Annotated in this window: 18 protein-coding genes; 5 read left to right on the top strand and 13 right to left on the bottom strand. The window is 58.6% G+C overall.

Translation table 11 applies throughout. From position 1 onward, the window contains the following. Positions 1 to 11: 11 nt before the first annotated feature. The 4 genes from G6L01_RS02115 to G6L01_RS02100 all read right to left on the bottom strand — a co-directional run bounded on the left by G6L01_RS02115 (position 12) and on the right by G6L01_RS02100 (position 3,529). Positions 12 to 326 (bottom strand): hypothetical protein, encoded by a 315-nt coding sequence (locus tag G6L01_RS02115; protein WP_156584290.1) that lies wholly within the window; start codon positions 324 to 326, stop codon positions 12 to 14. Positions 327 to 435: 109 nt separating this feature from the next. After that, positions 436 to 879 (bottom strand): hypothetical protein, encoded by a 444-nt coding sequence (locus tag G6L01_RS02110; protein ID WP_070167617.1) that lies wholly within the window; start codon positions 877 to 879, stop codon positions 436 to 438. Positions 880 to 985: 106 nt separating this feature from the next. Then, complete coding sequence (locus tag G6L01_RS02105; protein ID WP_070167616.1) at positions 986 to 1,750, bottom strand: crotonase/enoyl-CoA hydratase family protein; 765 nt, start codon at positions 1,748 to 1,750, stop codon at positions 986 to 988. 3 nt (positions 1,751 to 1,753) lie between these two features. Continuing rightward, on the bottom strand, positions 1,754 to 3,529 hold the full coding sequence (locus tag G6L01_RS02100; RefSeq protein WP_070167615.1) for an acyl-CoA dehydrogenase: 1,776 nt from the start codon (positions 3,527 to 3,529) through the stop codon (positions 1,754 to 1,756). A gap of 210 nt (positions 3,530 to 3,739) precedes the next feature. On the opposite strand from G6L01_RS02100, the gene G6L01_RS02095 reads away from it, so the two are divergent. After that, on the top strand, positions 3,740 to 4,735 hold the full coding sequence (locus G6L01_RS02095; RefSeq protein WP_070167614.1) for a transporter: 996 nt from the start codon (positions 3,740 to 3,742) through the stop codon (positions 4,733 to 4,735). A 57-nt stretch (positions 4,736 to 4,792) separates the two neighbouring features. On the opposite strand, the gene G6L01_RS02090 is transcribed toward G6L01_RS02095, so the two are convergent. Next, a complete protein-coding gene (locus G6L01_RS02090; protein ID WP_143116625.1) occupies positions 4,793 to 5,251 on the bottom strand; it encodes a BA14K family protein in 459 nt (152 codons plus the stop codon). A 325-nt stretch (positions 5,252 to 5,576) separates the two neighbouring features. Here G6L01_RS02090 and G6L01_RS02085 point away from each other — a divergent pair, with 325 nt between their 5' ends. Then, positions 5,577 to 6,182 (top strand): DUF6656 family protein, encoded by a 606-nt coding sequence (locus G6L01_RS02085; RefSeq protein WP_070167613.1) that lies wholly within the window; start codon positions 5,577 to 5,579, stop codon positions 6,180 to 6,182. Positions 6,183 to 6,207: 25 nt separating this feature from the next. Here G6L01_RS02085 and G6L01_RS02080 read toward each other — a convergent pair whose 3' ends face one another. The 5 genes from G6L01_RS02080 to G6L01_RS02060 form a co-directional block, all read right to left on the bottom strand. Then, complete coding sequence (locus G6L01_RS02080; RefSeq protein ID WP_070151853.1) at positions 6,208 to 7,290, bottom strand: FAD-binding oxidoreductase; 1,083 nt, start codon at positions 7,288 to 7,290, stop codon at positions 6,208 to 6,210. Between the two features lie 2 nt (positions 7,291 to 7,292). Continuing rightward, positions 7,293 to 8,549: an aromatic ring-hydroxylating oxygenase subunit alpha gene (locus G6L01_RS02075; protein ID WP_070167612.1), complete on the bottom strand. Its 1,257-nt coding sequence runs from the start codon at positions 8,547 to 8,549 to the stop codon at positions 7,293 to 7,295. 299 nt (positions 8,550 to 8,848) lie between these two features. Next, positions 8,849 to 9,409: a hypothetical protein gene (locus G6L01_RS02070; protein WP_070167611.1), complete on the bottom strand. Its 561-nt coding sequence runs from the start codon at positions 9,407 to 9,409 to the stop codon at positions 8,849 to 8,851. 470 nt (positions 9,410 to 9,879) lie between these two features. Next, positions 9,880 to 11,715 (bottom strand): methyl-accepting chemotaxis protein, encoded by a 1,836-nt coding sequence (locus tag G6L01_RS02065; protein ID WP_070167610.1) that lies wholly within the window; start codon positions 11,713 to 11,715, stop codon positions 9,880 to 9,882. An 820-nt stretch (positions 11,716 to 12,535) separates the two neighbouring features. Further along, positions 12,536 to 13,606: a GGDEF domain-containing protein gene (locus G6L01_RS02060; RefSeq protein WP_070167608.1), complete on the bottom strand. Its 1,071-nt coding sequence runs from the start codon at positions 13,604 to 13,606 to the stop codon at positions 12,536 to 12,538. A gap of 209 nt (positions 13,607 to 13,815) precedes the next feature. On the opposite strand from G6L01_RS02060, the gene G6L01_RS02055 reads away from it, so the two are divergent. Genes G6L01_RS02055 through G6L01_RS02045 form a run of 3 tightly spaced genes read left to right on the top strand, consistent with a single transcriptional unit; the run spans position 13,816 to position 16,669 of the window. Further along, on the top strand, positions 13,816 to 14,787 hold the full coding sequence (locus tag G6L01_RS02055; protein ID WP_070167607.1) for an L-threonylcarbamoyladenylate synthase: 972 nt from the start codon (positions 13,816 to 13,818) through the stop codon (positions 14,785 to 14,787). Positions 14,788 to 14,840: 53 nt separating this feature from the next. After that, positions 14,841 to 16,271, top strand: coding sequence for an FAD-binding oxidoreductase (locus G6L01_RS02050; protein WP_070167606.1), 1,431 nt, complete (start codon positions 14,841 to 14,843; stop codon positions 16,269 to 16,271). Further along, positions 16,271 to 16,669: a winged helix-turn-helix domain-containing protein gene (locus G6L01_RS02045; RefSeq protein WP_071206273.1), complete on the top strand. Its 399-nt coding sequence runs from the start codon at positions 16,271 to 16,273 to the stop codon at positions 16,667 to 16,669. The genes G6L01_RS02050 and G6L01_RS02045 overlap by 1 nt, the downstream gene beginning before the upstream one ends. A gap of 30 nt (positions 16,670 to 16,699) precedes the next feature. Here the strand turns inward: G6L01_RS02045 and modC are convergent, their stop codons facing one another. From modC to modA, 3 genes are read right to left on the bottom strand one after another with little or no spacing between them, the layout of a single operon-like run. Beyond that, positions 16,700 to 17,794, bottom strand: coding sequence for a molybdenum ABC transporter ATP-binding protein (modC, locus tag G6L01_RS02040; RefSeq protein WP_337692717.1), 1,095 nt, complete (start codon positions 17,792 to 17,794; stop codon positions 16,700 to 16,702). Next, positions 17,794 to 18,489: a molybdate ABC transporter permease subunit gene (gene modB, locus G6L01_RS02035; protein ID WP_070167603.1), complete on the bottom strand. Its 696-nt coding sequence runs from the start codon at positions 18,487 to 18,489 to the stop codon at positions 17,794 to 17,796. The genes modC and modB overlap by 1 nt, the downstream gene beginning before the upstream one ends. Positions 18,490 to 18,520: 31 nt before the next feature. Beyond that, positions 18,521 to 19,339 carry a molybdate ABC transporter substrate-binding protein gene (gene modA / locus G6L01_RS02030; protein ID WP_081344260.1) on the bottom strand — a complete coding sequence of 273 codons (819 nt, stop codon included), beginning with the start codon at positions 19,337 to 19,339 and terminating at the stop codon, positions 18,521 to 18,523. Positions 19,340 to 19,428 lie beyond the last annotated feature (89 nt).

Genomic DNA, 19,428 nt, shown 5'->3' with positions numbered 1-19,428 from the left:
AAGGGCTGAGATCAATACTGCCGCAGCTTGCCGCTACCAACCGCATTGGCGCAGCGGCAGCTTTCCCCGACCCGGCCCGGACTGGCGGGGCAGGAATACCGCCCCGCACCCGCATCGCTGGCCGGTGACTTGATGATGCAGACATAACGCGGCGGACGGACATTGCCGCCCTGCTGTGGGCCGCCCTGCTGCGGAATATTCCGATTGGTCGTATCCGGCTGCGCCTGGGCAAGCTGGACGAGAGGCGTGGAGAACGATCCTTCCGCAGCATAACCGTTCACCGCGCCCATAGACAGAACCATTGCAATCAGCAGACCACGCATCATTTTCCTCCAAAGGGCAGTGATGCGGAAAGATAGAGGGCAATCCGTGAAGATCTGCTGAACACCACGAGGACCGCAATGGCAATGGCTCAAATACCTTCTGCGAAACCGATTAGACGTTGGAATCGATGTAGAACCTCATTGGAGCCCAGCTCACTCCAATTTCGATCTTTCCGTCGGTAAAAATACTGCCATTGTTTTGACTGAAGGTCACGGAAAGGTCACCTCCTTGCTGGGTCAACTGCACCGTTGTTGCGTCTACTTGACGGCCATCTGCCAGAAAGGAACGACTGTAAGATGAACCACCACCCGTTAGACCCAGTGTAAAATTGAATGCCGAACCCTGAGGGGTAACGCTGAGCGTGATGGTGCCGGATTGTCCGAGCCTATCATAATTTCCGTTTGCGTTAATTTGATTGGCAATAAAGGTTTGCAATATACCTTTGCCAACCTCCGGATTTGTCGCGATCAGAATGCCAGCCACATACGGCTGATTGATATTGGTCCCGGTCTTGAACGAATTTTTCGTTGGATTCACGGATGTAAAGTCGACCATTTGCAATTTCTCCCTAATTGCAATCAACACCATACATCACCAATAATTGCATAAAAAATACACGCAATCAATGTATTGAAGTATCCAAGGTTGAATTCGTATTTACTTACATGGCCTTCTTCGTCAAAAACGCCTCGAAAGCTGCGCGCGCCTCGGCGCTTTTCAGCCGGGCGGCAAAATGCGCCAGCTCTTCGTCAAGGCGGGCCAGGACCAGGCTTCGGTCACCCCGCAGCAGATCCCGGGCGATTTTCAGGGCCTGGGGCGGTTTTTTGGCAAGGCTTGCGGCGAGCGCCAGGGTTTCGCGCTCGACCGCATCCGGCTCGACCACTTTCCAGATCAACCCGGCCTCGCGCGCTTGCTCGGCTGAAAATCCTTCCCCCAGCGCCAGAAGTGCGAAGGCGCGCTGGTGGCCCATGGCAAGCGGCGCAAGCAGGCTGGAAGCCGCTTCCGGCACCAGCGCCAGATCAACGAACGGCGTCTTGAACAGGCTGCGGCTGGAGGCAATCGTCAAATCACAATGCATGTTGAGGGTCGTACCGATGCCGATGGCCAGACCATCGACGCCGGACACCAGCGGCTTTTCCGTCGCCACCAAAGCCCGCAGCACCAGGGCTGCGGCTGGAAGTTTGCTGCCGTCAGACAGGGCATAGGCGAGGAAATCCCCCATGTCATTGCCTGCGGTAAAACAACCTTCGGTGCCAAGGAATGCGACGGCACGCACCGTGTCATCGGCATGCGCCTCATTCAGGCCGTCAGTGATGCGGTGATACATCGCCTCGGTAATGGCATTTTTCTTATCCGGCCGGTTGAAGCGGATGACCAGCACGCCGGGATGGGTTTCGGGCCGCTCGACAAGGATATGCTCGCTCATGATTTAGGCCTCCAGCACAGCGCGGGCAGCAGCAAGACTAGCCCCGCCGCCGACCACCGCCTGTTTCAGGCCCGAACTTTCGGCCAAGAGGTTTTCCGCTACAAACCGGCAAAGCGCCACGCGCTTGTCGTCTTCCCCCTGCGCCAACGCCCCCTTGGCCAGATAGGCGCCGGTAAGGGTCAGGCCAAACAGCCGCTGATAGGGCGTTGCACCGGCAAGCGCTTCGGCTTGGGCGCCCTCGCCTAGCCGGGCCAACAGGTATTCCGTCGCATCTTCCAGATCGCGGATCGCGGCCAGCAGCCGGGTCGCCGTTTCGCCGAAGCCGGGCCGGTTGCTGGCATCGACAGCCACGGCAAGGGCTTTCAACTCGCTGAGGAAGCCACGCACATGCGCACCCTCGGCCAGCGGCAGCTTGCGCACCACGAGATCGATCGCCTGGATACCGTTGGTGCCTTCATAGATCGGCGCAATGCGGGCGTCACGCAGCAGGCGGGCAGCGCCCGTCTCTTCGATAAAGCCCATGCCGCCATGCACCTGAATGCCCATGGAGGCGACATCGACGCCGATGTCGGTGGCAAAGCTCTTGGCAATCGGCGTTAAAAACGCGGCACGCGCCTGCCAGTGGCGGGCCTCATCGCCTTCGCTATGGTGGCTCATGTCGATGGCATGGGCGCAGGAATAGCAGATCGCCCGCGCCCCTTGGGTCAACGCCTTCATGGTCAAAAGCGTGCGGGCGACATCCGGATGCTCGATGATCGGGCTCATGCCCGCACCGGTCCAGCCGGGGGCCTTGCCTTGGGTGCGCTCCCGCGCATAGGCGGTGGCAAGCTGGGTGGCAGCTTCGGCAATCGCCACGCCCTGCATGCCGACGGCCAGCCGCGCATTGTTCATCATCGTGAACATGCAGGCGAGGCCCTTGTTTTCCTCGCCGATCACGTAGCCAATCGCGCCCGGATCATCGCCAAACCGGCCATCGCCAAAAATCATCGTGCAGGTGGGAGAGCCGTGAATGCCCAGCTTATGCTCCAGCGAATGGCAAAACAGGTCATTGCGCGCGCCAAGCGAGCCATCGTCATTCACCAGGAATTTCGGCACCAGAAACAGCGAGATGCCGCGTGTACCCGCAGGCGCATCGGGAAGCCGTGCCAGAACCAGGTGGATGATATTGTCTGTGGCGTCGTGTTCACCCCAGGTGATGTAAATCTTCTGACCGAAAATCCGATAGGTGCCATCGTTTTGGCGCTCGGCGCGGGTTTTCATCACACCCAGATCAGAGCCTGCATGGGGCTCGGTGAGATTCATGCTGGCCATCCATTCACCGGAGACCATTCTGTGCAGGAATTTTTCCTTCAGTGCCTCGCTGCCATGGGCGGTCAATGCCTCTGAAGCACCCATGGTCAGAACTGGCCCCAGTGCAAAGCCCATCGAGCCAGCATTCCACATTTCCAGCGCCGCAACGTTGAGCAGATGCGGCAGGCCTTGTCCGCCATAGCGTTCCTCGGCCACCAGCCCGTTCCAACCACCTTCAGCCCAGCGGCGATAGAGATCGGCCCAGCCATCCGGCAATTGTACCTTGCCATCCACCAGTTTCGCGCCCTGCCGGTCGCCATTTGCGGCCAGCGGTGCGATCTCATTGGCAGCAAACCGACCAGCCTCCTCCAGAATGGCATCGGTCAAATCCTCGGAAAGATCGCCAAACCGGCCCTCTTCCAACGCCTGCGCCATGCCAGCAACCTGTTTCAGGGTAAAGGCAATTTCCTCCACGGGGGCCTTGTACATCGCATTCTCCTCCGCCAAATCCCGGCTTGCAGCGGGCCACTCCCGACCCGGACAGTTCCTGACACTCCAGCTAATTGATTTTTACGTAAACGTCAATAAATCGCAAGCTCATTCGGGCATTCCCGCCAGTTGATCCGGGCGTCACAATCGGAGCATATAGGGTAGGCCGCAAGCCTTGGAATAACCGCGACGCGAGGAAGTTCAATACCCATGCTGACAGCGACCACCCCCATTCCCGGCTTAGTATGGGCCTATCATATCGACGCCCGCCATCAGAGCGCCACGCGCCTGCCGATGGATGCGACACTGACGGGCCTGATGCCGGAACAGGGGTTTCTCTGGCTGCACCTCAATCTTGCCGATGTGCGGGTACCCGGCTTTATCGAACAGTTTCCGGGCCTGAGCGAAGCCGCTCGCGCCGCGCTGATCAATCATGAACATCACGCAGCACTCTCGGTGGACGAGCAACTGATCTATGGGACGCTGGTGGATTTTCAGCGCGAATTTGCCGCCGCCACCCGTGACATCGGCTGGCTGCATTTTGCGCTGTCCGACCGGTTCATCATCACCACACGGCTGCAACCGATCCGCTCGGTGGATATTTTGCGCGGTGCTATCGAGAAAAACCCGGCGAAATTCGCCTCGCCCATGCAGGTCTATGAAGTGCTGGTGGCGGAGTTTCAGCGCGGCATCATGGCGCTGGTGCTGGAACTGATGGAAGAGATCAACCGCATTGAGGATGTCGTCTATGATGAGGACATGCGCGACGAGCGCACCCAGCTTGCGCCGCTGCGCCGGGTGATCGTGCGGCTGCATCGGCATTTGCGGGGAATGTTGAGCATGATGCGGCGCGCCAATGCCGTGGATGAGGACGAAATGCCCGCCGGTTTCGAAGATGTGGCGAGCCGCCTGACCAACCGGCTGGAAGCCGCCGACCACGATGTCTACGCGCTGCATGAGCGCGCCCGGCTGCTGCATGAAGAAATCGACAGCAAGCTCTCCTCCGAGACCAACCGGCATCTCTACATCCTGTCGCTGATGACGGCCTTCCTCTTGCCGCCATCGCTGGTGACAGGCTTTTTCGGAATGAACACCTCGCATCTCCCCTTTACCAGCGGGCCGGAAGGATCGGCCTATGCGATTGCCTTCATCCTCGGGTCGATCTTTCTCGCCTGGTTTATTCTGAGGCGTGCCAGAATTCTCTGAAAACGCAAAACGCCCGGCGCAACCAGCACCGGGCGTTTTATCAGTGAAGAATTTCGCTTAATAATAAGGCGAGTAGCACTGCTGGCGCACGCCGCTATAGGTCACGAACGTATTGCTGTAGGAATCATAGCTGCGGTAGCGACCGGCACACCAATCGTAATGGCGCGGATTGATGCCATTGCTATAGGCAGGTGCCGCGGGTGCCGGGCGTGGCTGCGAGGCGATGGCCCCACCGATCAACGCACCGGCGGCAAAGGCTGCCAGCGGATACCAATGGCCATCATGGTGACGGCGGTAACCAGGGCGCGGGCCATCGTAACCCCGGTAGCCACGGTAATAGCCACCGCCACGTCCGTAACCATCGTCATAGCCGCGCCACTGGACCTGCTCCACCGGAACAGCAGATTGCGCCACTGGCTGCAATGTGTTCAGAGGCATGGCATCGGCGGATATAAAAGATGTTGCCAGAACAGCCAATGCCGTACCGGCCACTGCAACGCGTTTGATGAAGGTCATGATCGTCGTCTCCATATGATCAATAGAGATAGGGAGGAGAAGCTCGCCTGTCCAGATCACGTCTCATCACAGTTATTAGACGCATGATACGGAACGGCAATACTTACCCTTATTGCCCTCACCCTAGCCAGGTGCGGATGAACCGGCGATTAATACATCTACCACTCATCTGTCCGCTGCCAGACAAGCCTCGCGAAACGCAGCCGGCCTAAAGCTTGGGAAAGTTTCTTTTAACAAGCATCCGGTAATTTACGTGTATCCGGTCATTCACTTGGGCGACAGCCAATGCGGCAGCTCGTCATCCTTTGTGTGGAGAGTGCGTTCGATGTCCAAATTGAGATATTATGCCGCCCCCAAAACGACGGCTCTGGAAAACAAGCCTCCCAAGGCCGTCCACAGCGAATTCTTGCGGACCGGCAAGATCATCCGCGATGAGGACGACTGGCTGGCCGACGAGAAGCGCTATCTGACCCACGAGGAAGTGGCCGTGCGCACCGCACGTCGGCTGGAAGCGGCGGCAGAGACCACCCATCAGCGCATCAACGGCTTTCACAAGTCCATCCGCTTTCCCAAACTGCTATTTCACCAGACACTTCAGGATATTCCGCATCTGGGTTACTGTCATGTCACGGCCTCGCGGTCGAATTTCGCCCAATATGCCGATGTGAAATGGGCTTTCTATTTCGCCAATTTCAATGCCGAGGTCGGCGGCGAGGACAGTTTCTTCCAGAAGATCACGCCGCAATATGGCCGGATGTATTTTGCCGTAGCGCTGAAACCTGACAAAGCCAAACGCGAAATGACCGTGGATCGCTCGATCCGCGAAGACGGCCTGCTGTTTCGCACCAGCGATCCGAAAGTGGCGCTGAAAAACGTGCTGCTCTTGGGCGCACGCACCTCGGCACTGCGCAAGATCATCGCCAGCATGTGACACAAGCCAGGTCTGATCCTTCGGATCAGACCTCGATTTCGACGTCGCCTGTCGGACGGGAGCAGCAGGCGAGGATATAGCCTTCCTCGATTTCGTCATCGAGAATGCCGCCATTGTGGTTCATGTCCACGTCGCCCGACAGCTTCATCACCCGGCAGGTGCCACAGAGACCGGATTCGCAGGCGGCACCGATGCGCACGCCGATGGAGCGGGCGGCTTGCAGCACGGTAAAGCCCGGCTCGCACAGCGCTTCCTTGCCCGCTAGCGTGAAGGCGACCTTATGCGGCTTCACCTCGCCCGTCGGATCGGCTACCACCACCATCGGCTCGGGCGCCACCGGCTGGAAGGTTTCCTCGTGGTAACGGCTCATGTCGAACCCGGCACCGGCCAGCGATTCCCTGACTGTGGCCATGAACGGTTCCGGCCCGCAGCAAAACACCGTGCGATCGAGAAAATCCGGTGCCAACAGGCCGATTTTCGCCTTGTCGATAAAGCCGCGCAGACCAGACCAGAGCTGCGAGCGCTGCAATTGCTCGACAATGAAGCCAAGCTGGAAGAAGGGCAGATAACGGGCCTTATATTCCAGTTCCCAGCGGAAAATAATGTCGTCAGGTGAGCGAGCGCAGTGGATGAAGGCGATGTCGCTATCCGGCTGGCGGTCGGCCATGTCGCGGGTCATCGACATCATCGGAGTAATGCCGGAGCCCGCCGAGATGAACAAATATTTCTCGCCCGGATGTTTCACATAGGAAAAATCGCCGAGCGGCCCGAAGGCCTTGATCTTCATGCCGGGCTTGAGGTTTTCAAACATCCAGCGGGTGCCGATACTGTCCTTCTGCGCCTTGACCGTCACCGCCACCGTATAGGGCCGCGACGGGCTGGAAGACAGCGTATAGGTGCGCATCACAGGTTCTGGACCGACCGGCAGTTCCAGCGTCACGAACTGGCCGGGCAGATAGCGGAACCAATGGCCCGGCCTGTCCGACTTGAAGGTGAAGGTCATCACGTCAGGCGCTTCCGGCGTCCAGGCCACGCATTCCAGCAGATGTTCCCGGTCCGACCAGGGCCGCATCTCATCGACATGCCGATAGATCTTGTCCACCGCCATGATCAGGCCACGACCGACAAGGGGGATTTCTGCGCGGATTTATCGCCTCCCAGACGGTCCACCATGAAATTGGCATACCATTCGACGAACTGCATCACGCCGCCTTCATGATCGGGCGAATAGGGGCCGGGCTCATAAGCGGGCGAACGAATGCCAAAGGCATTTTCCTCGACAATCGACCGATCCTGATCGTTGGTCATGTTCCAGACATGGGTCAGGTCGTGGAGATTGTAATCCACGCCTTCCACCGCATCCTTATGCACCAGCCAGGTGGTGGTGACGGCGGTTTCCTCGGCGCTCAGCGGCAGCACCCGGAAGGTAATGGCGTGGTCACCAAGCAGATGGTTCCAGGTGGTCGGATAGTGGAACATCAGCATCGTGCCGATATGGGAGATGGTCACATCATCCGACAACGGGCGCTTGACGGCCCGCTTGCCATCCATCGTATAGCTTTCGGCATCCTGAATCAGCGGCATGCGGGCGACGCGGAACTGGCCGCTCTGATGCATGGTGAAGGCGCTGGGCAGGTTTGCCGCCTCGCAGCGCTGCCAGTGCTCGGTAATCACAGGATCGTCACCCGCGCCCTGCACGCCGGTGGCGCTTGGCGCTTCCGGATAGGTGCGGCACAATTCCGGGTGATTGCCGGCGCAATGGTAGCATTCCCGGTTGTTTTCCCAGACCAGCTTCCAATTGCCCTTTTCGACAATGGTGTTGCGATGGGCAATCTTAGCTTCGGCAAGCCGGTGCGGCTGAAGATAGGGCAAGGCTGTAGCGCGGTAGCTGGCGAAATCCTCCGGCACCTCTGCCAGACAGATGAAGATATAGCCGCCAAAGCTTTCGCAAGCGACCGGCTTCATGCCGTGCTGGCTCTTGTCGAAATCCTCGCCCATCTGGCGGGCAAACACCAGCGATCCATCCAGATCATAGGTCCACTGGTGATAGGGACAGACGAGCTTTGCAGATGCGCCGCGCTCCTGTGTGCAGACCCGGTGGCCGCGATGGCGACAGGTATTGTGGAACGCACGGATCACCCCATCGCGCCCGCGCACAACGACGACAGGATAATCACCGATCTGCACGGTAAAATAATTGCCAGCTCTCGGAATTTCGCAATCATGGCCCATGAACAGCCAGTCACGATACCAGATCAATTCCATATCGAGCTTGAAGTAATCTTTGTCGATATAGAAGGGCTGTTCCAGACTATAGCCTTCGCGGCGATTTTTCAGCTGGCGCAGAACGGTGCTGTTGATATCCATGATACCCTCGTTTTCCAACCGGCGCGGGAGCATCGAAAGAAAGGGGGCATACCCGCCTACCTGCGACAGCACAGCGCGACCTATGCCTCATAACCCGCCCATACCTTCAAACCTCGATTCTAACCCATCACTCGGATCAGAACCATTGTTTTTCAGAGGATTTGAGCTTTTTCCCATCTAGCCACAAGCGCGCCACCCACGCCGCCTTGGCCTACGACATCGCAGATATGGATTGCGACATGGGATGATTTGGGTGGGTAGTGATTGCACGGCTGTTCACCAGACTGCAAAACACACCGCTATGAAGCTGCCGCCGCCATAACGACCTGCACGAGAGACAACACGAGACCCGCAATTCCCACCACACCAGCAATTGCAGGAGAGCGCAGAAGACGCATAATCTCAGGCCAAAGTGGGTCTGGGGTCTCTATTAATTTTTCGGCTGACTCTATCAATGCCATGGCATTTGCCGTACGAGCATTTGACAGCTTGGCAGTTTCAATAACAACCCGCATCTCTCCAAGGATTCGCCTAATCTCTGATTTTTGATATTCCGACAAGTTAAAGCGACCAGTCCATGCCGCACTGTCTACTATTACAGGAATATCTCCAGTAGCTACAGCATCATACCCCGCAGCAGTTATCTGAAATAATCTCCCCCCAGACATTTGGTATGCCTGACGTGTGATCACCATGCCGGCAGACTCTAAATCGTCGGTCAAGGCTAGTAAATATTGATTAGCGCTCTGTAGCCCCGTATTTTTCTTTATCGTTGCTATAGTGCAGTAACGCGAGTCTCCGCTATCTAGACGCTCATATAGATACCTCAGAATCGCCAGTTGATCAGCTTTGGCGCTCACCTTTTCCTCCTGAATACTTAACTACCTATGATGGTATCTACCGTATCCAGCGAAGCCACAAAAGAAAATTAGCGCGGATATCCACAATGATTTCAACCTTATGTTTAGAAATAGCATAACGAAACTTGGTCACAAACCGCGAACCTACAGCCAGATTTGCTATGGTATCTCAAGTTTGGATTTCTTGCTTTGAGGCTCATACGGGTTGTATCATCACATGAGATGGCTGGTTACAAGCCTGCCCTTGCCGCCTGAATGAACACAGGCATTTAGGTTTGCAGGTTAGGCTTGGTGATTTTGCAAAATCGTCAATTCGCCCAGCGCCAAAGTTGATCGTATAGACGAACACGACAAGCGAAACCCGCCAATCCGATAGCATCGGATGGCGGGTCTATTTTTGCCATTTGGGACACGTCATCCGCATATCATAACCGCGTCACACGACATCCCGGTCACGCCCTGCTCCACCCTCACGCCGCATAGGACATGCCGGAATTCCCGGCACTCCGGCCAATCTGGAACTGGCCCAGCAATTGGCGAAGCTTGTTGACCTCGCCGGCCAGCGATGCGCTGGCAGCGGTGGTTTCTTCGACCATGGCGGCGTTTTGCTGGGTCATCTGGTCCATATGGTTGACCGCGCTGTTGACCTGGGTGAGGCCTACGGATTGTTCCTGCGCCGAGGTCGCAATTGCGTCCATATGGCCGTTGGCGGTCGAGACGTAATCCTCGATGGTTTTGAGGACATTGCCGGTATCACGCACGAGGGTGACGCCATTGCCCACTTCCTCCGAGGAATTGCGGATCAGTTCCTTGATTTCCTTGGCGGCCTGCGCCGAGCGTTGCGCCAGTTCGCGCACTTCCTGAGCCACCACCGCAAAGCCCTTGCCCGCCTCGCCTGCACGGGCGGCTTCAACGCCTGCGTTCAGGGCCAGAAGGTTGGTCTGGAAGGCAATTTCGTCGATCACCCCGATGATGTTGGAGATCTGGCTGGAGGATGCCTCGATGCGCTGCATGGCATCGACGGCGTTGGCCACCACCTGGCCGGATTGACGGGCCGCTTTATTGGCCTCGATCACCACAGCACGCGCTTCCTGGGTGCGCTTGGCAGAATTTGAGACGTTGACGGTGATTTCATCCAGAGCGGCGGAGGTTTCCTCAAGAGAAGCCGCCTGCTGTTCGGTACGCTTTGAAAGATCGCCAGCCCCAGAGGCAATCTCGGTGGAACCATTGTTGATATTGGAGACCGATTCCAGAATAGCACCCATGGTGTGGCCAAGTGTGCGCACAGATTGATTGAAATCGTGGCGAAGGCCTTCAAACTCCTCGGAAAATGCATCCCGCAGCTCAATGGTCAGATCGCCATCCGCCAGGCGCTTCAGGCCCGTGGCCAGGCCGGATGTCGCAATCATCAAGCGTTCCCGCGCATCTTCCTCGGCTTTCAACTGCGCCTGCTTGCGTTGTTCCTCAAGGCGCAATCGGCCTGCTTCCGCATCAGCCTCCAGCTGACGCTTTGCGACGGCATCTTCCCGGAAAACCTCAACGGCATCGCACATCAGGCCGATTTCGTCGCGCCGCGGACCAAAATCCGTGGCCCGCGTTGTATCCCCGGACGAAAGCCGGTGCATCGCCTCAACCAGCATTTTGATTGGCAAAACCACGGTGCTGCGCAGCACGAAAGCCGTTGCTATCAACACCAGCACAATCAAAATCTGGATCATACCGTTGATCGTCGAGGAACGTGCTTCCGTCGCTTGCAAAGAGCTGCGGGCATCTGTCGTTACCTTGCGGGACGCCGCAACCGCGCTTTGAATGGACTCGTTGAGTTTTGAGGTAATCGGTCTGGTATATTGGTCACGGCGGGCAGTTAGCGCGACGAGGTCCTGACTTTGTTGGGCCCGCTGCTCTTTGACGAAATCCTTGATCTTGATGGAAGCCGTTGCGTAGTCGCCGAGACCTGTCGAAATGGCCTGCAACGCACTCGGATTTTCAGCAACGCGCATCGCCTCTTTCAGACTGTTTTGACCGTTGAGGGCTGATTTATTCACCGCGGCCAGCTCGTCATCAACCTCCTTGGCGGTGGGTGCGAGCATGATGTTGCGCACGCCGCTCTTCATTTCGACAAACGCTTTCTCGCTGGCCGAGATACCGTCAAGAACCGTCTGCTCACGCAATACGATGTCCTGCGCTGCCTTGATCGTGCTGTTCGTCCACTGCTGGTTGGCAACCATGCCCACAACCATGGCCACCCCAAGCCCCGAGGCAATGTAGATCTTCTTTGCGATGGTGATATTTGATAAAAACGACATTGTCTTTCCCCGTATAGGGCTGACCGCCCCCACCCATGATGACAAAAGCTAACCCCGCGACTGCGACCACAGACGAACGGTGCGATGTGTGAAAGACCCGCAAAATCAGAAAAATCATAGCATCGAGATATCCGCTGGCCCCAAGCCAAACGGATCATCAAACGCACATGATGGTTCAAGGCCGATAGAGCCCCTTTGCCGATTTGCCGTTGCGGGCTGGCTATCATTCCATCCGGACAACAGGGTGCCTGCATTGTCATAAAGCAGACCACTGAATTTCATGAAACGCTCTAAACGTGCAGATGCATCTGCAACAACCCAATATTGGAAACATTAACTTAAGCATCTCTTAATTTAATGCACTCAAAACAGGAGATGCTAAATTATTTTGCACTTATGACGCTATTTGCTGCGGGAGCGGTGCGCAGCAAACTGAATGCCCCGTGGAAGGAACGTATCGCGATACAGAAGAAACAAGCCGCGAATATGTGGGCGAAAAGACTTTCGCCGGGGAAAATTGGAAACCGGTCTTCTCGAAAAGACAACCGAGAGCAACGAAACTTAAAGTCTGTCTGTTTCAACCTGAACCTGACCGACTTTAGGTTGACGCATCGACTTTTCGGCCCGGCGCTATAGGCAATTGCTCTGTCACCCGTCGTTTAAGCGGGGGTTTTACAGTCTGTTCAAGAATTGCTGCTGGCCTGGCGAAAATGGTGATTTCGAGAACCGGAACGGAGCGTACTTAATGTACGTGAGTACCGGAAGCGCAGAAATTGCCATTTGCAGACGGCCAGCGGCGATTATTGGATAGACTGTTACATCACACCACATGCGGCTTGTAGATCAGCCAATCCTTCGGCACGTAGCTGTTTTCCGTCACGCCATAGAGGGTCACGGTATCGCCGCCGGAGGATTTGGAGGCCGTGAGGGCGCGCTCGGAATAACTCATCAAGTCGAAGGCGTTGGGAGCCTGTTCGGAAAGGCAGATGCCGAAGGACATGGTCAGCGCCGCAAGCGAGCCGTTGGAGCCGGCATTGACCACGGCAGTGGCCTTCAGCTTGACGCGCACGGCGTTGACGATGCGGCTGATTTCATCCTGATCGGAGGTGTAGAACAGCAGGCCGAAGCGGCTACCGTCGAAGCGGCAGGCGAGGTCGTCCTTGCCGGCCACGGCCTTTACCACCTTGGCAATCTGCTTGATGAAGCGTTCGGTGACGGTTGGGCCAAGATGATCGGCGAGCTTGGCGAAATCGTCAATTTCACCGACCGCCAGGCCGCAGAGCGTCGGCAGGGCCGGATTGGCATAGACTTTTGCGAGCGCCTTGTTGAAGGCGCGGCGGCTGCCCATGCCGGTCAGGGCATCGACGAATTTCGCCTGTTCCACTTGGTCGGCCTCGCGCTGGACATCGGCGAGTTGCTCGGTCTTTTCGACAACGGTTTTGACGACATTGCTGTTTTCGGCAACGCGCTGGTCGGTGGCGGCCTTCAGCGCCTGAATAGAGCGGCTCAGTTCCGGATTGCCAAGATCGGTGTCGGTCAGGATGCCCTTGGTGGCATCGCCGATCAGGCGGCCATAATCGGTCAGCGACAGTTTTTCCTGGTTGAGCAGGCTGATGAAGCTGCTCATTTCGGCGCGCACCTTGTTGTTGTGGCGGGCCAAAAGGCCGTCTTCATGGTGATGGGGCAGGTATTTGCGGCCCAGGGCATCCAGCGAATCCTGGGTCTTGACCTTGCCCAGCGCGATGAATTCGCGCACCAGATCCGGATTACTCCCGGAATAGGCCTCATAGACCAGTTCGTAATTGCGTGGCAGGCCCTCGATCCCCATCTGATGCATGGCAGTCGCAACACGCAGTGCAATGCTGGAGGCCGGATTTTTCATAGGCTGCATCGGATGTCTTCCCCACATCGAATCACTGATTGCACGCAGAGTAGCGCGACACTTCTTTCTTTCGGTTACAGCTGTATTTAAAATTTTACGGATTAGTGAAGAGACCGTGAAAAGCCCTAGATGAAACCGATGCGGCATCATAAAAGTCATTTGCCCTTAGGGCCTGGGTCAGGCTATTTCACCTGGGAAACAGTGGCAATCAGGCAGGCATGGCAAAGCGTCTCTCAGTCATCACATCACCAGAACCGGCCATCCGCGCCGCGGTTCCTCTGCTTGAGGCAGGCGAGGTCATCGCCATGCCGACCGAGACCGTCTATGGTCTGGCGGCGGATGCCACCAATCCGCAGGCCATCACCCGGATCTACGAGACCAAGGGCCGCCCGCAGTTCAACCCGCTGATCTGCCATGTCGCCGACCTCGCCATGGCCGAGCGCTACGGCCTCTTCGATCCCTTGTCGCGGCAATTGGCGGAACGCTTCTGGCCGGGGCCGCTGACGCTAATCGTGCCGCTTGCGCCAGGCTCCGGCATTCATCCGCTGGCAACTGCCGGGCTGGATACGGTTGGCCTGCGCATGCCCCTGGGCTTTGCCGCCACGCTGATTGCCGCATTCGGCAAGCCACTGGCCGCCCCAAGCGCCAATACGTCGGGCAAGATCAGCCCGACCACGGCTGCCCATGTCGAAGAGGATCTGGGGGCAAAAATCCCGCTGATCCTCGATGCCGAAGCGGCGGGTGTCGGGGTTGAATCCACCATCCTGAAGGTGGAAGACGGCCAGATCCGGCTGCTGCGGCCCGGCGGGCTTTCGGTGGAGGCGGTGGAAGACGCCACAGGATTGCGGGTGATCCGCCCGCAAAAGGCAGGCGCGATCATCGAGGCGCCGGGCATGTTGGCCTCCCATTATGCACCGGAGGCTGCCGTGCGGCTGAATGCGACCTCGGTTTTTGCCGATGAGGCGGTGATCACTTTTGGCGCGGCTGCCCCGCAAGGGCTTGAAAAGGCTGCCCTCGTGCTCAATTTGAGTGCCAGCGGTGACCTCACTGAAGCCGCCGCCAATCTGTTCAGCTTCATGAAACGGGCCGATGCCAGCGGTGCTGCCCGTATTGCCTTCACCGCCATTCCCACCCATGGGCTGGGAGATGCAATCAATGACCGGCTGGAGCGGGCCGCTGCGCCACGGTGATCGCTGCACCATGATGATGATGTGCGGCGATAGAATAACAAGGACGAAACGCCATGACTGACATGCCCCTTTCCGCCGCCCTGCTCGACCGTTTCATCGCCATTGTCGGCGCAGCGAATGCCTTGACCGATCAGGCTGATATCACCCCCTATCTCACCGAGAACCGTGGCCTTTACCACGGCGCCTCGCCGCTGGTGCTGAAGCCCGGTTCGACGGAAGAGGTCTCGAAAATCCTGGCGCTGGCCAGCGAGACGAAAAGCCCGATCGTGCCAGTCAGCGGCGGCACCGGTCTGGTCGGCGGACAGGTGCCGCGCGATAACTCCAGCGATATCCTGCTATCACTGGAGCGGATGAACAAGGTGCGCGAGGTCGATCCGGTTGGCAATGTGATCGTCGCCGATGCGGGTTGCATTCTTGCCGACATCCAGAAGGCGGCGGCTGATGTCCACCGGCTGTTTCCGCTGTCGCTCGGTTCGGAAGGCTCCTGCCGGATCGGCGGCAATCTCGCCACCAATGCCGGCGGCACCGCCGTGCTGGTCTATGGCAATATGCGCCAACTGTGCCTGGGCCTCGAAGTGGTGCTGCCGACCGGCGAGATCTGGAACGGCTTGCGGCGGTTGAAAAAGGACAATAGCGGCTACGACCTGCGCGACCTGTTCATCGGCGCGGAAGGCACGCTCGGGGTCATTACCGGCGCCGTGCTGAAGCTTTATCCGCAGCCGCTTGGCCATGAAGTCGCCTTTGTCGGACTGAAATCACCGGTGGAAGCCTTGGCGCTGTTTGAAAAGGCCAGCGCGCTCTGCGGCCCGGCCCTGACCGGCTTCGAGCTGATGCCACGCATCGGCGTCGATTTCACCAGCCGCCATATTCCCAATGTGCGTGATCCGCTGGCCTCCGTTCATGACTGGTATGTGCTGGTCGATATTGCCACATCCGATGCCGTTGAAACGGCAAGAACCATGATGCATGACGTGCTGGAACAGGGCGTGGAGGCCGGGCTGATCGAGGATGCCGTGGTCGCCGGTTCGGTGGCGCAGCAAAAGGCGCTCTGGCACATGCGCGAAAGCATGTCGGATGCGCAAAAGCCGGAAGGTGGCTCGATCAAGCACGATGTTTCGGTGCCAATTGCCCAGGTTCCGGCCTTCATGCGGCAAGCGGAAGAGGCGGTGCTCGCCGCCATGCCAGGCGCGCGGGTCTGCGCGTTCGGCCATCTGGGCGATGGCAATATCCACTACAACATCAGCCAGCCCGTCGGCGCCGACAAGGCGCAGTTCATCGGTCGCTGGCGCGAAATCAATAAGGTCGTGCATGATATCGTCCGCGCCCATGGCGGCTCGATTTCGGCCGAACACGGGGTCGGCCAGCTGAAACGCCAGGAACTGGCGCAGACAAGACCGGACATCGAAACCGTGCTGATGACCCGCATCAAGCATGCCTTCGACCCCGCCGGCATCATGAACCCGGGCAAGGTGGTGCCCGGCTGATGGCGGACACAGTGCCTGTCCACGACAATCCAAACCCGGCATCGGACAAGGTGCTGTTTCGGATCGATCTGGCCAATGGCGCACGGCTTGGGCCGGGCAAGGTGCAATTGCTACAGCTGATCGGCCAGCATGGATCGATCCGCTCGGCGGGGGCTGCCATGGGCATGTCCTATCGCCGCGCCTGGCTTTTGGCCGACGAAATCAACCGGATGTTCAGACAACCCTCCATCGCCACCCGCCACGGCGGCAAAAGCGGCGGCGGCGCGGTTCTGACACCCTTTGGCGAGGCGCTGCTGGCGCGGGCGCAAGCCATGGATGCCGCTATCCGTGCGACTCTGGTCGAGGATCTCGCCTGGCTGGAGGCGATGGCAGCGACAGAGTTGGTGCCAACTGAGTGATGTAGCAGGCCCTCATACGAAGGCCCTGGTTCAGCCCAAAGGAGCCGTCCCTAGCCGATAAACACCTCCCGCCTCTACCGAAACCGCCTTGAACAGCACCGAAACCGGCTTGCCAAGCGCCAAATCAAGCGCGTTCAGTGAGCGGCGGGTGATTTCGGCGTCGATGATCTGGCCGGAGCAATCGACCCTGATGACGATGCCGGGGCGTGTTTCGAAAATCGCCTGCACCCGGCCTGACAAGCGATTGAGGGTGGAAAGCTGACCTGTCTCGCCTGTTGCCAACACCAGATCGCTTGCAGCGATGAACAGGCGGATCGGGGTACCGACCGGTAGATCGGCATATTTCAGGAAGAGCGGACCCGCAGGGCTTGTTGCCAGCGTCAGGCCTTCCTCGCGGGCGTGGCCGCTGACATGGGCATGCAGGAAGCTACCGGGGCGGCTGTCGCCGAGCCTAGGGAGATGAAGCAAAGCTCCCTCGCCCGCGTCCACCCTTGCGGCTCGGCCTTTGCTCATCGTCACCACCCGGCTGGCCAGCCGGGTGACTTCCTCGACCGCATGACTGACATAGAGGATCGGCACGCCCGCTTCATCGCGAATCCGCTCGATATAAGGTAGGATCTGCGCCTTCAGCGCAGCGTCCAGCGCCGAGAGTGGTTCGTCCATCAGCAGAAGTTTCGGGCTGGCCATCAGGGCGCGGGCAATGGCCACCCGCTGCTTTTCTCCACCCGAAAGCCCATTGGGCGCACGGTCCAGCAGATCGGTGATCCCAAGCAGATCGCAGATCCGGGACAAGTCTTCGCGTCGTTCAGCTTTTGGGGTGAAATACCGGCCATAGGTGAGATTGGCCCGCACGTTCAAATGCGGGAAAAGCCGCGCCTCCTGGAAGACATAGCCGATCCGGCGGCGATGCGGTGGCAGGAAAGTGCCGTTCTGCACATCGCTCCACACCCGACCCTCGAAGGTGATCCTTCCCTGGTCGGGGCGGATCAACCCAGCGACGGCATTGATCATCGTGGTCTTGCCCGATCCGGATGGGCCGAACAGCGCCGTCAACCCCGGCCCCAGTTGAAGATCGGCTTCAAGATCAAACGTTCCCTGGCGGTGACGGATATCAATTTCCAGCATCAGCCCGCCATCCGCACGGTCAGCCGCCGGGTCAGCAGCTCGGAGGCGAGCAGCGCCAGCAGCGAAAGGACGACCGAAACCAACGTCAGCCGCAGCGCCCCGGCATCGCCGCCCGGCACCTGGGTATAGGTGTAGATGGCGGCGGACAGGGTCTGGGTTTCGCCGGGAATATTCGACACGAAGGTAATCGTCGCGCCAAACTCACCCATCGCCTTGGCAAAGGCCAGCACGGCACCGGCCGCGATGCCGGGCAGGATCAGCGGCAGGGTAACGGTGAAGAACACCATGATCGGCGATGCGCCGAGCGTCGCCGCCGCCGTTTCCAGCTTGCGGTCCACCCCGTCCAGCGACAGGCGGATGGCGCGCACCATCAAGGGAAAGCCCATAATGCCGGAGGCGAGCGCCGCCCCCGTCCAGCGGAAGGAAAACACCAGTCCAAACCATTGATCCAGAAAACCGCCGACCGCACCGCGCCGACCGAAAGTGATCAGCAGCAGATAACCGGTGACAACAGGCGGCAGGATCAACGGCAGATGCACCAGCCCGTCCAGCAGGCTGCGGCCCAAAAAAGAGGTGCGCGACAGCAACCAGGCCATGCCGATACCAAGTGGCAACGAAACAGCAACCGCCGTTAGCGCCACTTTAAGGCTCAGCAGGATCGCGGTGATTTCATCAGCGGAGAGCGCGTCAATCATGGCTCAACGGGCCACACGTTGACAGCACTTGTCAATTGATCTTCGCCAACACCGTAAACCCGGCAGCACGGAACACGTCCGCAGCTTTCCGCTGTTGCAGATAGGCCAGAAAAGCCTTGGCATCGGAATTGGTGGAGGCCTTCAACACCGCTGCTGGATAGACGATCGCCGGATGGGAATTTTCCGGGAATCGATCCAGGATCTTCACGCCCGGATCAACCTTGGCATCGGTTTCATAGACGATGCCGAGCGGCGCTTCCTGACGCGACACCAGCAGCAGCGCGGCGCGGACATTGTCCGCCTGCGCAACCTTGTCCTTGACGCTCGCCCACACCCCGAGATTTTCCAACGCCGCCTTGCCATAGACACCGGCGGGCACTGAGGCAACATTGCCCATGGCCAGCCGCTCATCCCCCAAAAGCCCGGCCAGATCGAAGCCGGGGGCGATTTTTGTCGTGACCGTGGACGAAGCCGCCCCAACCAGCACGATCCGGTTGCCCAGCAGGTTGACGCGGCTGCCCGGCACAAGTTCGCCGCCCTTGTCGAGATGGTCCATCCAGTTGAGGTCAGCGGAGATGAACAGGTCAGCGGGGGCGCCCTCATCGATCTGTTTTGCCAGTGCCGAGGAGGCGGCAAAGGACAGCTTGACCTCCCGGCCGGTCTCAGCTTTCCAGTCGTCGGCAATCTTGCTCATGGTTTCCTTCAGGCTGGCGGCGGCAAACACCGTCAGGCTCTGGTCGGCGGCAAAGGCCTGAGGGGTGAAGAAGAGGATCAAGGCCATCAGGATCGCCAAAAGCCGATCCATGCCTGTCGTTCTGGCTTTGGCCGTCATTTCCCAACCCGCTTTCATCCCATGCTCCTTTTGGATCGATATATCTGATGGGATATATCGGTTGTCGCAAACAAGGGCAAGCGTCAACCCGCATGATGATGACACCA

It is taken from the genome of Agrobacterium vitis, from assembly GCF_013337045.2.
Classification (GTDB): domain Bacteria; phylum Pseudomonadota; class Alphaproteobacteria; order Rhizobiales; family Rhizobiaceae; genus Allorhizobium; species Allorhizobium vitis_B.
The sequence above is the reverse complement of the archived record's forward strand: the minus strand, read 5'-3'. Positions and strand labels throughout refer to the sequence as shown.

Excerpts from the sequence above, each read along its gene's own strand:
- G6L01_RS02075 (WP_070167612.1), bottom strand. The coding sequence starts at position 8,549 with ATGGATATCAACAGCACCGTTCTGCGCCAGCTGAAAAATCGCCGCGAA.
- G6L01_RS02050 (WP_070167606.1), top strand. The coding sequence starts at position 14,841 with ATGACTGACATGCCCCTTTCCGCCGCCCTGCTCGACCGTTTCATCGCC.
- G6L01_RS02055 (WP_070167607.1), top strand. The coding sequence starts at position 13,816 with ATGGCAAAGCGTCTCTCAGTCATCACATCACCAGAACCGGCCATCCGC.
- modB (WP_070167603.1), bottom strand. The coding sequence starts at position 18,489 with ATGATTGACGCGCTCTCCGCTGATGAAATCACCGCGATCCTGCTGAGC.
- modA (WP_081344260.1), bottom strand. The coding sequence starts at position 19,339 with ATGAAAGCGGGTTGGGAAATGACGGCCAAAGCCAGAACGACAGGCATG.
- G6L01_RS02045 (WP_071206273.1), top strand. The coding sequence starts at position 16,271 with ATGGCGGACACAGTGCCTGTCCACGACAATCCAAACCCGGCATCGGAC.
- G6L01_RS02105 (WP_070167616.1), bottom strand. The coding sequence starts at position 1,750 with ATGAGCGAGCATATCCTTGTCGAGCGGCCCGAAACCCATCCCGGCGTG.
- G6L01_RS02115 (WP_156584290.1), bottom strand. The coding sequence starts at position 326 with ATGATGCGTGGTCTGCTGATTGCAATGGTTCTGTCTATGGGCGCGGTG.
- G6L01_RS02080 (WP_070151853.1), bottom strand. The coding sequence starts at position 7,290 with ATGGCGGTGGACAAGATCTATCGGCATGTCGATGAGATGCGGCCCTGG.
- modC (WP_337692717.1), bottom strand. The coding sequence starts at position 17,794 with ATGCTGGAAATTGATATCCGTCACCGCCAGGGAACGTTTGATCTTGAA.
- G6L01_RS02085 (WP_070167613.1), top strand. The coding sequence starts at position 5,577 with ATGTCCAAATTGAGATATTATGCCGCCCCCAAAACGACGGCTCTGGAA.
- G6L01_RS02090 (WP_143116625.1), bottom strand. The coding sequence starts at position 5,251 with ATGACCTTCATCAAACGCGTTGCAGTGGCCGGTACGGCATTGGCTGTT.
- G6L01_RS02110 (WP_070167617.1), bottom strand. The coding sequence starts at position 879 with ATGGTCGACTTTACATCCGTGAATCCAACGAAAAATTCGTTCAAGACC.
- G6L01_RS02060 (WP_070167608.1), bottom strand. The coding sequence starts at position 13,606 with ATGCAGCCTATGAAAAATCCGGCCTCCAGCATTGCACTGCGTGTTGCG.
- G6L01_RS02065 (WP_070167610.1), bottom strand. The coding sequence starts at position 11,715 with ATGTCGTTTTTATCAAATATCACCATCGCAAAGAAGATCTACATTGCC.
- G6L01_RS02095 (WP_070167614.1), top strand. The coding sequence starts at position 3,740 with ATGCTGACAGCGACCACCCCCATTCCCGGCTTAGTATGGGCCTATCAT.
- G6L01_RS02100 (WP_070167615.1), bottom strand. The coding sequence starts at position 3,529 with ATGTACAAGGCCCCCGTGGAGGAAATTGCCTTTACCCTGAAACAGGTT.